Annotated in this window: 14 protein-coding genes and 1 tRNA gene; 8 read left to right on the top strand and 7 right to left on the bottom strand. The window is 67.4% G+C overall.

From position 1 onward, the window contains the following. Positions 1 to 154: 154 nt before the first annotated feature. The 3 genes from IQ782_RS19960 to ubiA form a co-directional block, all read right to left on the bottom strand. Positions 155 to 484 (bottom strand): hypothetical protein, encoded by a 330-nt coding sequence (locus tag IQ782_RS19960; protein ID WP_194136433.1) that lies wholly within the window; start codon positions 482 to 484, stop codon positions 155 to 157. Continuing rightward, entirely contained in the window at positions 481 to 2,469 is a 1,989-nt protein-coding gene (locus IQ782_RS19955) for an OmpA family protein (RefSeq protein WP_194136431.1), read from the bottom strand. Before IQ782_RS19955 ends, IQ782_RS19960 begins: the two co-directional genes overlap by 4 nt. A 62-nt stretch (positions 2,470 to 2,531) precedes the next feature. Further along, on the bottom strand, positions 2,532 to 3,500 hold the full coding sequence (gene ubiA, locus IQ782_RS19950) for a 4-hydroxybenzoate octaprenyltransferase (protein WP_194136430.1): 969 nt from the start codon (positions 3,498 to 3,500) through the stop codon (positions 2,532 to 2,534). Between the two features lie 12 nt (positions 3,501 to 3,512). On the opposite strand from ubiA, the gene IQ782_RS19945 reads away from it, so the two are divergent. The 4 genes from IQ782_RS19945 (at position 3,513) to IQ782_RS19930 (ending at position 7,056) form a co-directional block, all read left to right on the top strand. Next, entirely contained in the window at positions 3,513 to 4,241 is a 729-nt protein-coding gene (locus tag IQ782_RS19945) for a 16S rRNA (uracil(1498)-N(3))-methyltransferase (RefSeq protein WP_194136445.1), read from the top strand. Continuing rightward, positions 4,223 to 5,095, top strand: a complete 873-nt coding sequence (locus tag IQ782_RS19940) for a GNAT family N-acetyltransferase (protein ID WP_194136428.1) — start codon at positions 4,223 to 4,225, stop codon at positions 5,093 to 5,095. Before IQ782_RS19945 ends, IQ782_RS19940 begins: the two co-directional genes overlap by 19 nt. Beyond that, a complete protein-coding gene (locus tag IQ782_RS19935) occupies positions 5,092 to 5,619 on the top strand; it encodes a hypothetical protein (protein ID WP_194136426.1) in 528 nt (175 codons plus the stop codon). Before IQ782_RS19940 ends, IQ782_RS19935 begins: the two co-directional genes overlap by 4 nt. Positions 5,620 to 5,685: 66 nt before the next feature. Then, positions 5,686 to 7,056 carry a glutamate--cysteine ligase gene (locus IQ782_RS19930; RefSeq protein WP_194136425.1) on the top strand — a complete coding sequence of 457 codons (1,371 nt, stop codon included), beginning with the start codon at positions 5,686 to 5,688 and terminating at the stop codon, positions 7,054 to 7,056. A 513-nt stretch (positions 7,057 to 7,569) separates the two neighbouring features. Here the strand turns inward: IQ782_RS19930 and IQ782_RS19925 are convergent. Both IQ782_RS19925 and IQ782_RS19920 read right to left on the bottom strand, forming a co-directional pair. After that, positions 7,570 to 8,070, bottom strand: coding sequence for an ATP-binding protein (locus IQ782_RS19925; RefSeq protein ID WP_277347881.1), 501 nt, complete (start codon positions 8,068 to 8,070; stop codon positions 7,570 to 7,572). Positions 8,071 to 8,076: 6 nt separating this feature from the next. Beyond that, complete coding sequence (locus tag IQ782_RS19920) at positions 8,077 to 8,451, bottom strand: STAS domain-containing protein (RefSeq protein WP_194136422.1); 375 nt, start codon at positions 8,449 to 8,451, stop codon at positions 8,077 to 8,079. 255 nt (positions 8,452 to 8,706) lie between these two features. On the opposite strand from IQ782_RS19920, the gene IQ782_RS19915 reads away from it, so the two are divergent. Next, a complete protein-coding gene (locus IQ782_RS19915) occupies positions 8,707 to 9,879 on the top strand; it encodes a thiolase family protein (RefSeq protein ID WP_194136420.1) in 1,173 nt (390 codons plus the stop codon). A gap of 74 nt (positions 9,880 to 9,953) precedes the next feature. Then, positions 9,954 to 10,601, top strand: coding sequence for an RluA family pseudouridine synthase (locus IQ782_RS19910; RefSeq protein ID WP_194136418.1), 648 nt, complete (start codon positions 9,954 to 9,956; stop codon positions 10,599 to 10,601). 50 nt (positions 10,602 to 10,651) lie between these two features. On the opposite strand, the gene IQ782_RS19905 is transcribed toward IQ782_RS19910, so the two are convergent. Then, entirely contained in the window at positions 10,652 to 11,512 is an 861-nt protein-coding gene (locus IQ782_RS19905) for an N-formylglutamate amidohydrolase (protein ID WP_194136417.1), read from the bottom strand. A gap of 159 nt (positions 11,513 to 11,671) precedes the next feature. Here IQ782_RS19905 and IQ782_RS19900 point away from each other — a divergent pair. Beyond that, positions 11,672 to 11,746 (top strand) — tRNA-Val (locus tag IQ782_RS19900). Between the two features lie 80 nt (positions 11,747 to 11,826). Continuing rightward, the gene (ykgO, locus tag IQ782_RS19895) at positions 11,827 to 11,952 is read left to right on the top strand and encodes a type B 50S ribosomal protein L36 (RefSeq protein ID WP_008884645.1); all 126 of its coding nucleotides are present in this window, start codon (positions 11,827 to 11,829) and stop codon (positions 11,950 to 11,952) included. A 163-nt stretch (positions 11,953 to 12,115) separates the two neighbouring features. Here the strand turns inward: ykgO and IQ782_RS19890 are convergent, their stop codons facing one another. Continuing rightward, positions 12,116 to 12,784: a phosphoribosylanthranilate isomerase gene (locus tag IQ782_RS19890; protein ID WP_194136416.1), complete on the bottom strand. Its 669-nt coding sequence runs from the start codon at positions 12,782 to 12,784 to the stop codon at positions 12,116 to 12,118. Positions 12,785 to 12,908: the final 124 nt, after the last annotated feature.

Raw genomic sequence — 12,908 nt, 5'->3', positions numbered from 1 at the left:
GAAGCCGCAGCGCGGCCCGGCGCATTCTTCTAGGCCCAAATATCCCGGGGGAGCCCGAAGGGCGGGGGCGGAGCCCCCCACCTAAATGCGGGGCCGGAGGCACAAAAAAAGGCGAGGCCCGGCCCCGCCCGCCGCGCGATCCTGCGGATTTTCTTCAGGCCAGACCCTTCTTGCGCTCCAGCATGCCGCGCAGATCCTCGGCTTCGTGCCGGGCCTCGCGCAGACCTTCCATGGCGGCGGAAAGCTCGGCCTCGGTCTGCGCCAGCTGGTTGGTCAGCTCCGCCTCGCGCTGCTGCAGGTAGGTGATCGCCTGGTCGCGGGTCTCTTCCGCTTCATGCAGCTCCTGGCTCATCTTCTCGAGCTGGTCGACATCGGCCTGTGCGACGCGCTTGAAGCGGTGCACCAGCCAATTCGCAAACCAGCCCATGCAGAAGGCCACGAAGAGAATGACCGCCGTCGCGATCACGAATTCCGTCCGGTTCATTCCTCTGCCCCTTCCATGCCAGCGTCGCCGTCGTCCGACGCGTCCGTGCCTGCCTCGTCCTGCGCCGCGTCGTCCTGCGCGGCTTCATTCTTGTCGGGGTCGCCTGCGTCCTCCGCGGTCTCAGCGCCTTCCTGCTCGATCTGTTCAAGCGCGGTCGGCTCTTCCGTGGTGGGCTCCGGCCGGATCAGCTTGAACTCGATCCGGCGGTTCGCCTCGCGACCCTCTTCCGTACTGTTATCCGCAATCGGCAGGGTTTCGCCATAGCCTTTCACGCGATAGCTCGATGTCAGCACCCGTCGGTTGCGCAGTGCGTCCAGCACGGACTGCGCGCGGTCGCGGCTCAGGGCCTCGTTCATCGTCTCGCGACCCTGGCTGTCGGTGTGCCCCTGGATCTCGAGCGGGATGTCGCCGCAGAGTTTCAACAGCTCGGCAAGATCGTCCATGATGTCCTTGGCCGAGGCGTCGAGATTGGCCGAGCCCGGCTCGAAGCTGATCTTGCGATCGCCGATCAGCTCGACGATCTGGGCCTCGCATTGTTCGGGCGTGGGAATGCCAAGCTCGGGGTCGAGCTTTTCCTGGTAGGTGACATCGATCTCGTAGTCGGCAGCCTCGCCCAGCTTGTCGGACAGAAGCCCCGCAATCTCGGCGTTGGCGTCCTGGTTGCCGGTATTGCCCGAGACCCGGACCAGGTCCGGCGTGACGCGCAGCGCCCCGTTGCTCAGGTATCCCAGCGCCTCGAGACCGGTGAGCACACGGGTCGACCAGCCGTTCGGCAGCCCCTCGGCGACGCGGGCGGCGGTGTAGACGCTGTCGGATCCGAAAAGCGCCTTGGCGAGGCTGTCGGCGGTCTCGCGGGCCAGATCGGAATTGATCCGGCCGCGCAGTTGCACCGAGCCCTCGGGCGACAGCGTCGCGGTAAACTCGGGCGGGCCCTGGTCGGTCTCCTGGGGGGCCTCGGGCAGCGTCGCGTGCAGCGCGAAGACCTGCGGCAGCCCGGTGTCGAGCTCGCCCACCACCTTGTCGAAGACACCCTGATCGGTGCCTTCGAGGGCCACCAGCGCGACGTCGGCATTGGAGAAGGTGACCGAGCCGCCGCCCAGGTCCTTCACCGCCGCGATGGCCATCGCCCCTGCCTCGCCCCAGCGGCGCGATGGCACGCCCAGCCCGAGCCGGCAATTGGCATTGCCTTGGAATCCGGCCTCCCCCGCGGCCTCGAGGATGCGCGCGCGCGCGGCTTCGGTGTCGGCGGAACAGGCGTCGAAGCGGACACCCTCCTCGTCCATCACGAAGCGCAGGGTGAAGGGGGTGATCACCGGGCGCGGCGCGGACAGGTCGAGCGTGAGGTCCACACCTTTCGGGACTCGCCGGCGCAGGTCCCGCTCGATCTCGCGGCGGGAGGTCTCGCTGTCGGCCATGGCCTTGATGTGCACCCGACCCGCCGAGACCGAGATTTTCGAGCGCGGCAGATCCTCGAGCGCGCGGCCGGCAAAATCCACGGCGGCGGTCCATCCCTGCGGCTTGGGAAAATCGGCCTCTTCGAGCAGGTCCGCCACCTGCTGGTCGTCGCGCGTCATCTTCGACAGCACGTCGAGCAGGCGCGCGCGGTCGGTCTCGCCCGGCACGAGGCCGATGATCGAGATGCCGGACTCGTTGCGCAGGATCTCCATCGAGAAGCGGGGGGCCTGGATTTCTTCTGCGTCGGCGACCAGCATCTGGTCGATCACCCGCGCCGAATCCACCACCGAACCAGCCACCGTCATCGCGCGGAAGCGCGCTGCCTCGTCGGGGGCCGTGCCGATCAGGAAGACTTGCAAGCCGTTCACATCGACCTCGGCCCAGTCCTGCCCATCGCGCAGAAGCGCATCGGCGACATCCTGCCGCGAGGCAGTCTCGACCATCTGCATCGAGAAGAAGGCGGTCCCGACGCAAAGCGCCGCGGCGGCGGCAAAAGCGGTTGCCGGAATGAGATAGCCGGAAAGGCGCATCAAAGCGTCCCTTTCTTGATCATTTTTTCATCTCTGATACGCCCGCCCCCAGGTCGGCGCAATCACGCCAACAGTGCAGCGGCGAAAAACAGCACGGGCAGCAGGCCGGCGTCGCGATTGGCCCGGAATAGCCTGAGCAGGACGCCATTGTCGTTCACATCGAGCTTTCGCATCTGCCACATCATGTGCCAGCCGAAGGCCCACGGTCCGGCGGTCAGCACGACGAGTTGCAGGATTTCGCCATGCGGCGCAGCCAGAACAACGGCAAGCCCCATGAGCGCCACCGAGATCACCAGGAAGCGCGCGAGCATGGACGGCGTGCGGGCGTCGCCGAACAGGCGAGCGGTGGACTTCACCCCGATCAGCGCGTCGTCCTCCTTGTCCTGGTGGGCGTAGATCGTGTCGTAGAACAGCGTCCAGGCCATGCCCGAGAAATAGAGCGCCACCGCGGGCCAGCCGAGGCTGCCACTATGCGCCGTCCAGGCCAGCAGCGCGCCCCAGTTGAAGGCGATGCCGAGGAAGACCTGCGGCCACCAGGTGAAGCGTTTGGCGAAGGGGTAGATCGCCACCGGCGCCAGCGAGATCACCCCGAGCAGGATCGCCATCGGCGGGAAGGTCAGCAGGATGGCACAGGAGACCAGGCATTGGATGACCGCCCAGGCGAGCGCCTGTTTCACGCTGACCTGCCCCGAGGGGATCGGGCGCGAGGCGGTGCGCGCCACCGAGCCGTCGAAGTCGCGGTCGGTGATGTCGTTCCAGGTGCAGCCCGCGCCGCGCATCAGGAAGGCGCCGATGCCGCAGCCGACGAAGATCCACAGGTCGAACCATCGCGCCTGCCCGTCCGCGACCATCGACAGCAGCAGGCCCCACCAGCAGGGCAGCAGCAACAGCCAGGTGCCGATCGGCCGGTCGGCGCGCGACAGGCGCAGGTAGGGGCGGCTCCAGGCCGGGGCATGGTGATCCACCCAGTTGCCGCGCACGGCGTCGGAAACCTGTCCTTCGGGATCTGGCGCTGCGCCGGGATGGGTCATATGGTCCGCCTCATGAATGCCAAGGTACGCCTGTATGTAGACGACCCGCTGGGCGCGGGACAACCGGTCGCTCTCGAGCGGGAGCAGGCCCACTATCTCTTTTCCGTGATGCGCCTGCCGGTCGGCGCTCCTGTGGCGCTGTTCAATGGCCGCGACGGAGAGTGGCTGGCCGAGGTGGTGGACGCCGGCAAGAAAGGTGGCACGCTCACCTGCGTCGAGCAGACGCGCGCCCAGGGCACGCCACCGGACCTCTGGCTGCTGTTCGCACCGATCAAGAAGGCGCGCACGGATTTCATCGTCGAGAAGGCGGTGGAACTGGGGGTGCGCCGGATCGTGCCGGTGCAAACCGCCTTCACCAATTCCGAGCGCATCCGGCAGGACCGGCTTCAGGCCCATGCGGTCGAGGCGGCCGAACAATGCGGTGCAACCTTCGTGCCCGAGGTCGCCGAGTTGCAACGGCTCGACCGGCTGCTCGCCGGTTGGGACAGCCGCAGGCTGCTCTTCTGCGACGAGGCGTCGGCCGGGGGCGGCACGGATTACGCCGCGATGCTCGCGGGAGACCCTGCGCCCTGGGCGGTGCTGATCGGTCCCGAGGGTGGTTTCTCCGAGGCCGAACGGAAAAAACTGCACGGCATGGATCAGGCGACCTCCATCGCCCTCGGCCCGCGTATCCTGCGCGCCGACACCGCGGCCGTGGCAGCGCTGACGCTCTGGCAGGCGCATTGCGGGGACTGGAAGTGATCCGCCGCGCCCTGCCCGCCGAAGCGGCAGCGCTCGAGGCCTTCCTGTCGCAGCACGCCGAGACCTCGATGTTCCTGCGCGGCAATATCGCTGTCGCGGGCCTTGGCGAGAGCACGCACCCCTATGCCACCACGGTCCACCTCTGGCCCGAGACCGGCCCGATCCGCGCCGCCTTTGGCCGGACCACACTCGGCTACGTCATGTGCCAGGCACCCGATGCCCCCGCCGAGGTATTCCGTGCCTATGCCGAAGCGATCGCCGATCTGCCCGTCGCCTCGGTCACCGGACCGCCCTCCTCCTGCGCCGCGCTGATCGCGGCGCTGGGGTTTGCAGAGGGCCTCTTCCGCCTTGACCACATCGAGCCGCTCTACCGGCTCGACCTCGCCGCGATGGCAGAGAGCCCGGACCACATCCGCCCGCCCCGACCAGGCGATTCGGAGCTGCTCGCCGACTGGTTCTTCGACTACGGGGTGGACACGGGGATTGGCGGCACCGATGCGGCCGCCCGTACCGAGGCCCGCGCGCGCGCGGAGCGGAGCGTGGACCGCCCGGCGCTGCGCCTTCTGATCGAGGACGGCACCCCCGTCGCCATGACCGACTTCAACGCCGAGGTCGCGGACATCGTCCAGATCGGTGGCGTCTTCGTGCCCCGCGCCTTGCGCAACACCGCACGGGGCCGGCGCGTGGTCCATGCCCAGCTCTGCGAAGCGCGGACCCGGGGCATCCGCACCGCCGTGCTCTTTGCCAACAATCCGGCGGCTGCGCGCGCCTACGAGGCGATCGGCTTCGAGCACATCGGAGGCTATAGGGTCGCGGTGCTGGAGCACCCGCAGGCGGCAGGGGTGCGCGCATGAGCTTTCTGCGCCCCGAGGCCAAGGCCAGCCTGATGCGCTGGCGCGAGGTGCTGGCGGGGGTCGGAACCATGGCGCTCGGCCTCTACTGGGCGCTGTTCACCGGCGGGCTGCTGGGTCTGATCGGCTGGGCGCTGGCGCTGGCCGGGGCCGCGCTGGCCGTCGCCGGGGTGCAGCGCGCGCGGTTTCGCACCGGCACCGGCGGGCCGGGCGTGGTGCGCGTCGTCGAGGGTCGGATCAGCTATTTCGGCCCGCTCACCGGAGGGTTTTCTGACCTTTCCAGCCTCACTGCGCTGACGCTCGATCCAACGGCCAAACCGCCGCACTGGCTGCTGCGCAGCGAGGACGGCACCACGCTGGCGATTCCGCTTACCGCCGAGGGGTCGGACCAGCTCTTTGACGTCTTCGCGCAGCTCCCTGGTCTGCAAACGGAACGGATGCTTTCGAAGATGCAGGCGGGCGGCTCCGCAGCGGTGCTCATCTGGCAGCGCGCCAGCGCACAAATCCACACCCTCCGTCTGCATTGACAAGGGCTTCGGTTCCTTCCATCCCTGACCTTCGACACCAAAGGCGAGCAAGATCGGAACCCAGCTATGTCCATTCCTCAATCCGGCGGCGGGCCGATCGAGCATCACGCGCAGCTTGGCGAGTACCTCGAAGAGGGCATCAAGACCAAGGACGACTGGCGCATCGGCACCGAGCACGAGAAGTTCGGCTACCTGACCGACACCCACGCCCCGCTGCCCTATGATGGCGAGCGGTCGATCAAGGCGGTTCTCGAAGGTCTGCGCGACCGCCACGGCTGGGCCGAGGTCAACGAGGGCGGCAATCTCATCGGGCTGACCAAGGACGGGGCGAACGTCTCGCTGGAGCCGGGCGGCGCGCTGGAACTCTCGGGCGCCCCGCTCGAGACCATTCACCAGACCTGCGACGAGGTGAACGAGCACCTGCGCGAGGTGAAGGGCATCGCCGACGAGATCGGCGTGGGCTTCATCGGCCTCGGCGCCGCGCCCGAGTGGGTGCACGAGGAAATGCCCCTCATGCCCAAGGGCCGCTACAAGCTGATGGATGCCTACATGGGCAAGGTCGGCACCACCGGCACCACCATGATGCGCCGCACCTGCACGGTGCAGGTGAACCTCGACTTCGGTTCCGAGCTCGACATGATCAAGAAGATGCGCGTGGCGCTGGCGCTGCAGCCCGTGGCCACCGCGCTCTTTGCCAACTCGCCCTTCCTCGAAGGCAAGCCGAACGGCATGAAGAGCTACCGCTCCTACGTCTGGCGCCACCTTGACGCCGCGCGCACCGGCATGCTGCCCTTCGTCTTCGACGAGGGTTTCGGCTTCGAGAGCTACGTCGAATACGCGCTCGATGTGCCGATGTACTTCGTCTACCGCGACGGCAAGTACATCGACGCCCTCGGCCAGTCCTTCCGCGACTTCATGGCGGGCCGCCTGCCCGCCCTGCCCGGCGAGAAGCCAACGCTCTCCGACTGGGCCGACCACCTGACCACGCTCTTCCCCGAAGCGCGGATGAAGAAATTCATCGAGATGCGCGGCGCCGATGGCGGCCCGTGGCGGCGGCTCTGCGCCCTGCCCGCCTTCTGGGTGGGCCTCACCTACGACCAGACCGCGCTCGACGCCGCCTGGGACCTGGTGAAGGGCTGGGACGACGCGACCCGCGAGGGGCTGCGTGTTGCCGCCGCCGATCACGCGCTGCAGGCCGAGGTGAACGGCATCCGGATGCATGACCTTGCGGCGCAGGTCCTCGAGATCGCCGAGGCCGGGCTCAAGTCCCGCGCCCGGCCCGGCGCCGGTGGGCTGCTGCCGGACGAGACCCATTTCCTCAATGCGCTGAAGGAAAGCATCGAGAGCGGCATGGTGCAGGCCGACGAGATGCTGGCCCATTACGAAGGCGACTGGGGCGGCGATCTGTCGAAGATCTACGGCGCCTACAGCTACTGATCCGCGGGCCCCGTGCCGCGAACAGCGAAGCACCGCCCGGTCCGACGACCGGGCGGTTTGCATTTGTGCGGCCGGGAACTCGCCTGCGTTCAGTCGCAGACACGGGAGGTCCGGAGACACGCATCAGAAGCTGAAGGGGACCTGGTCGTAGCGCTTCGAAGGTCCTCGACGCCGCGCACTGGGTGGGGGCTGAAACGGCGCGGCGCCGAGGGAAGCTATATGCAGCTACAGGACGTTCTATCACCCCGAAATCGGGCGAGACTAAGGTGCGACTGAGACCTTCGTGCAGCAAGCTCCGGCGAATTTCGCAAACCGGCGGAACCTCGCCGCAAACTTGCCCCAGCGGCAGAAAACCGCTCAAATACCAACCGGCATCGGGCGAAGGCAGCGATATTTCAGGGAAACAGGCGCAAAGGGAAACCTCGGTGCCACGCACTGGGTGGGGGCTGAACGGCGCAGCACCGAGGGAAGCCATATGCAGCTACCCCACCAATCTCTCGCACCATTGAGGCATCAATATGCAGAACCGAAGGCGCTATCAGGGCGGCCGGGCATCAGGATCTCCAGCACGTTCTCCCCGCCTTCCCGCCGGTAGGTCACATGCGCAGAGAGCCTGCGGATCAGGAACCAGCCGAAGCCGCCTTCCGGCAGGTCTCCCCCGCCCCCTAGCGGCTTAAACCGCCCTTCGGGCAGCACAAGATTCGGCATAGGCCGCCCCCGGTCGCGCAGTTCAAGTCCGATGATCCCCGGACGAAGGCTGAGGCACAGGCGAATGAGGCCTGGCGCCTTTGCGTCATAGGCGTGTTCCGCCACGTTGTTCAGTGCCTCTGCCAGCACCAGTTCGATGTTGTCCCTCGCACCCCGACAAAGCCCAGCCTTGTCCAGCACTCCGCGGACCCTCTGCAAGACGCGCCGCACCTCGGCGGTGCTACTCGTGAACTCCGCGTACAACGCTCGGCTGGACGTTCCGGCGGTGCCTGCATGGAGATCGTACCGCAAGGCTTCCCCCCGCATGTTGCTTCAGCTGCCCGGTTTGCCCACGGACAGCGAAACGCCGGGCCTGTCCGCACCGGCAGCCTCGGCCTCTGCCAGCGTCAGGTAGAGATCGAAGATCGTGTCCATTCGGGTGAGGCGAAACACCCTCTCGACCATCGGCGAAAGGCCGGCCAGATCCAGCTGTTGCCCCGGCGCCATGGACTTCTTCGCGGCGACGATGGCCCCGAGGCCACTGGAATCGACAAAGTCCACCGCCGAGAGATCGAGGATCACGCGGCCCGCCGTGGGAGACTGGATCGCGCGCATGGCATCCTTGAACTGGATCGCCACGGCGGCATCGATCCGCGCGTCACAGAGGCTGACCACCTGCGGATCTATCCCCCGGCTCTTCAGCTTCATGGCGTTCTCCCGTTGCTATGCGCCGCGTGTCGTCCGAGCCGTCGTGGCAGACCCCTGCCAGAAGGCGTGCGGCAACACCGAGACGCCGAATTCGCCGCAGGCATGCAGGCTGCGTCCTGGCGCGCGGCGGATGCCTCGATCACCGCCCAGCCCGGATCATTGTCTGGGCAGCTGCAAGCGCCCATATTCTCAACACGCTAGACGGCAATCCTTACCATTCGGTATTCAGGGGCCGTGTTGGAGGGAGGAGAGAGCATGCAGGATGTTGTAATAACCGGCGCGGCCCGCACGGCGATGGGCGGCTTCCAGGGAATGCTGTCGGACCTTTCGGCAGCCGATCTCGGCGGGGCCGCGATCCGCGCAGCCCTCACCGAAGCGGGTCGCCCGGTGGTCGACGAACTGCTGATGGGCTGCGTGCTGCCCGCCGGCCAGGGTCAGGCCCCGGCCCGCCAGGCGGGGTTCAAGGCGGGTCTCGGCGAGGCTGTCCCCGCCACCACTCTCAACAAGATGTGCGGCTCGGGCATGAAGGCGGCGATGCTGGCCTGGGACCGAATCGCGCTCGGCCACGCCGAGGTGATGGTCGCCGGCGGCATGGAAAGCATGACCAATGCCCCCTACCTGCTGCCCAAGATGCGCGGCGGCGCGCGGCTTGGCCATGGCGAGGTGGTTGACCACATGTTTCTGGACGGCCTCGAGGACGCCTACGATCGCGGCCGGCTGATGGGCACCTTCGCCGAAGATTGCGCCGAGGCCTTCCAGTTCACCCGCGACGCGCAGGACCAATACGCGCTGGCCTCGCTGTCGAACGCGCTCGACGCCGAGCGCAGCGGAGTTTTCGAGAACGAGATCACCCCGGTCACCGTGCATGCCCGCACAGGCGAGGAGGTGATCACCCGCGATGAACAACCCGCCCGCGCCCGCCCCGAGAAGATCCCGCACCTCAAACCCGCCTTCCGCCCCGGTGGCACGGTGACCGCGGCCAACTCCAGCTCGATTTCCGATGGCGCCGCGGCGCTGGTCATCACCACCCTTGATGCGGCCGACCGGGTCGGCGCCCTGCCCCGCGCCCGCATCCTCGGCCACGCCAGCCACGCACAGGCACCCAATCTCTTCCCCACCGCTCCGATTCCCGCCGCGCGCAAGCTGCTCGAGCGGATCGGCTGGCGCCTTTCGGACGTCGATCTGTGGGAGGTCAACGAGGCTTTCGCGGTCGTCCCCATGGCCTTCATGAAGGAAATGGGCCTGCCGCGCGACGTGGTGAACGTCAACGGCGGCGCCTGCGCGCTCGGCCACCCAATCGGCGCCTCCGGCGCACGCATCATGGTGACCCTGCTCAACGCGCTGGAAACGCGCGGGCTGAAGCGCGGCGTGGCGGCGATCTGCATTGGCGGTGGCGAGGGCACCGCCATCGCCATAGAGCGCCTCTAACCGCCCCTGCAGCGACGGGCTGCGACGGCGGCGGGCCTTGCGGCTGCCGCCAGCATTTGCCATGAGCACCGCCCATGAGCTCCGATTACACTCCTCCGCAGGGCGAGATCCCGATCCTGCACGCGGACCACGAGATTCTCGTGGTCGACAAGCCCGCCGGGCTGCTCTCGGTGCCCGGCAAAGGCCCGGAACTGGCCGACTGCCTGATCGAGCGCCTCAAGCAGGCCTTTCCGCAGGTGCTGCTGGTACACCGGCTCGACCGCGACACCTCGGGCGTCATGGTCTTCGCGCTGACCGCGCATGCGCAGCGGCACATCGGGCTGCAGTTCGAACATCGCCGCACCAAGAAAACCTACCTTGCGCGGGTTGCCGGACGGCTTGAGCCGAAAACCGGGCATATCGACCTGCCACTGATCGTCGACTGGCCGAATCGGCCGAAGCAGATGGTCTGCCACGACACCGGCAAGCCGGCGCAGACCGACTGGCGGGTGATCAAGGCCAGCGACGAGGAAACCCGGGTACACCTGCTGCCGCTCACCGGGCGCAGCCACCAGCTGCGCGTTCATATGCTGGCGCAGGGCCACCCAATCCTCGGAGACCCATTCTACGCCCCCGAGACGGCCTCGAATTACCCACGCATGATGCTGCACGCCGAGGAACTGCGCCTGCGCCACCCCGATGGCGGCCTCGGCCTCAAGTTCCGCGCTCCCGCGCCGTTCTGACCCGCAAGCACCCTGCAGCCAGGCCCTGACGCGCCCGCCGCGCGTCCAGCTCACTCGGCGGCCAGACGCTGCTCGCGGTGGCCAATCGCGGCGATCTCGGCGATCACCCCGCGCAACAGGCGTCGGAAGGCATGGAAATCCCCGCTCGGCTTGATCGTCGCCTCGTCCATGTACAGCCCGCGATCGATCTCGATCTGGACGGCGTGCTGGCGCCGTGACGGGCGGCCGTAGTGCATGGTGGTGAAGGCCCCGGCAAAGGGCGCATTGCGTGCGACCACGAGCCCTGCCCTGACAAAGGCCTGCTCGACCAGCTCGACGATCTCCGGCGCCGCAGAGGCCCCGAATCGATCCCCCAGCACGATCTCCGGCCGCGCGCCGTTCTTGCGCAGCACGCTGTCCACCGCTTCATGCGGCATCGAATGGCAATCGATGAGGATCGATTCCCCGGCCTGCGCCTTGGCGCTGTCGAGCAGCGCCTGCAGGCGCGCGTGATAGGGCTTCCAGTAAAGCCCGATCCGGCGCTCTGCCTCGGCCAGCGGCAGCTTGCCGCAATAGATTGCGCGACCATTGGCCACCACCCGCGGCACCACCCCCAGCCCGCTCGCCACGCGCGGGTTGTGGCCGGTGCGGCGCACCCCATCGATTAGCGCGGGATCAAGCTCGTCCGAAGCACGGTTGAGATCGATAAAGGCACGTGGCGCCCCGGCCCGCAGCAGCGGCGCACCGAACTGCGGGGCGCAGTCGAACAGCCGGTCGACGAAGGCATCCTCAGAGGATCGAATCAAGGTCTCGTCGAGAATCGTTCCGCGCAGGAAGCTCCAAGGATAGTCACGCCCCGAATGCGGAGAGGCGAAAACCACCGCCGAGCTCGGCGTTTCGGGCAGATCGAGGTGATATGCGACTTTGGGCATAAGGGCTCCTTGCGAAAACAAGATAGCCTGAAACCTATTTCTGCCAAAAGCCCTTGATCCCCCCTCCGACTCCTTTTATAGAGCCCTCCACCGGCGCAGTTCACCGCGGACTTCCACAGAGGGAAGCGGGGCGAAAGCAAAGAAAAGCGCAGGCCATACGGGCGGTTAGCTCAGCGGTAGAGCACTACGTTGACATCGTAGTGGCCACTGGTTCGATCCCAGTACCGCCCACCATTATTCACCGCTTCGGGATACCTCCCGGAGCACAACGCAACGCCAGGCGCTCGCGCGCCGCGAAAGAGGAGAGACTTGATATGAAAGTCGCAAACTCGCTCCGCTCGCTCAAACAGCGCCATCGCGACTGCCGCGTCGTGCGTCGTAAGGGCCGCGTCTACGTGATCAACAAGACCCAGCGCCGTTTCAAAGCCCGTCAGGGCTGAACGAAGCGCAGGATCTTGATCCGGCTGAGGGCCGCCCGCCAGGGTGGCCTTTTTGCTTTTCGGCTGCAGCCGATCCAGCCCTGCCCGCATGGCGATCAATCCCATGAAGAAAGGCCCCGCGCCAAGCGCGGGGCCTTTCTTTTGCCCCTGCAATTCTGCGGGCTCAGAACCGCGGCACCTCCGACGCCTTCCCGGCTGCCTGCGCCGCGCGCAGGAAGGCGCGAATCAACTCCGGCGATTTCTCGCCGGGCGCGCTCTCGACGCCCGAGGAGACATCGACCTGCCGCGCGCCGGTCAGCCGCACCGCCTCCGCCACGTTCTGCGGAGTCAGCCCACCTGCCAACATCCAGGGCACCGGCCAGCGACGACCGGCAACAAGTCGCCAGTCGAAAGCCAGCCCGTTGCCCCCCGGCAGCACCGAGTCCTTCGGCGCCTTGGCATCCACCAGAAGCTGGTCACAGACCGCGCCATAGGCCTCCAGGGCGGGCAAGTCGGCCGCCGAGGCCACCCCTACCGCCTTCATCACCGGCAGCCCGTAGCGGGCACGAATCTGCGCCACACGCGCAGGCGTCTCCCGGCCGTGGAGTTGCAGCATGTCGAGCGGCACGGTCGCACAGATCTCGTCGAGCAGCGCCTCCTCGGCATCGACCACCAGCGCCACCTTGGCGAGCCCGACCGGCGCCGCGAGCGCCAGGCTCCGCGCCTGCGCCACGGTCACCGCGCGCGGGCTCTTGGGAAAGAACACGAAGCCCGCATAGCGCGCACCGGCCTCGGCGACGACTGCCACGTCCTCGGGCGTGCGCAGCCCGCAAATCTTTACGTGAATTTCCATCCGTCTCTCCGACGCCTGCCAGTTCTTCTAGGCCTAAATATCCCGGGGGGAGAGGAGCGCAAGCGACGAGGGGGGCAGCGCCCCCCTCTCGTTTCACTCAGCGATGCGGCGGGTCCGGCCCCTC

Origin of the sequence: Salipiger mangrovisoli (genome assembly GCF_015223355.1) — a bacterium.
Taxonomy (GTDB): Bacteria; Pseudomonadota; Alphaproteobacteria; order Rhodobacterales; family Rhodobacteraceae; genus Salipiger; species Salipiger mangrovisoli.
This window is presented reverse-complemented; position numbering and strand designations above follow the sequence as displayed.

Excerpts from the sequence above, each read along its gene's own strand:
- IQ782_RS19890 (WP_194136416.1), bottom strand. The coding sequence starts at position 12,784 with ATGGAAATTCACGTAAAGATTTGCGGGCTGCGCACGCCCGAGGACGTG.
- IQ782_RS19905 (WP_194136417.1), bottom strand. The coding sequence starts at position 11,512 with ATGCCCAAAGTCGCATATCACCTCGATCTGCCCGAAACGCCGAGCTCG.
- IQ782_RS19930 (WP_194136425.1), top strand. The coding sequence starts at position 5,686 with ATGTCCATTCCTCAATCCGGCGGCGGGCCGATCGAGCATCACGCGCAG.
- ykgO (WP_008884645.1), top strand. The coding sequence starts at position 11,827 with ATGAAAGTCGCAAACTCGCTCCGCTCGCTCAAACAGCGCCATCGCGAC.
- IQ782_RS19910 (WP_194136418.1), top strand. The coding sequence starts at position 9,954 with ATGAGCTCCGATTACACTCCTCCGCAGGGCGAGATCCCGATCCTGCAC.
- IQ782_RS19945 (WP_194136445.1), top strand. The coding sequence starts at position 3,513 with ATGAATGCCAAGGTACGCCTGTATGTAGACGACCCGCTGGGCGCGGGA.
- IQ782_RS19960 (WP_194136433.1), bottom strand. The coding sequence starts at position 484 with ATGAACCGGACGGAATTCGTGATCGCGACGGCGGTCATTCTCTTCGTG.
- ubiA (WP_194136430.1), bottom strand. The coding sequence starts at position 3,500 with ATGACCCATCCCGGCGCAGCGCCAGATCCCGAAGGACAGGTTTCCGAC.
- IQ782_RS19955 (WP_194136431.1), bottom strand. The coding sequence starts at position 2,469 with ATGCGCCTTTCCGGCTATCTCATTCCGGCAACCGCTTTTGCCGCCGCC.
- IQ782_RS19915 (WP_194136420.1), top strand. The coding sequence starts at position 8,707 with ATGCAGGATGTTGTAATAACCGGCGCGGCCCGCACGGCGATGGGCGGC.
- IQ782_RS19920 (WP_194136422.1), bottom strand. The coding sequence starts at position 8,451 with ATGAAGCTGAAGAGCCGGGGGATAGATCCGCAGGTGGTCAGCCTCTGT.
- IQ782_RS19925 (WP_277347881.1), bottom strand. The coding sequence starts at position 8,070 with ATGCGGGGGGAAGCCTTGCGGTACGATCTCCATGCAGGCACCGCCGGA.
- IQ782_RS19935 (WP_194136426.1), top strand. The coding sequence starts at position 5,092 with ATGAGCTTTCTGCGCCCCGAGGCCAAGGCCAGCCTGATGCGCTGGCGC.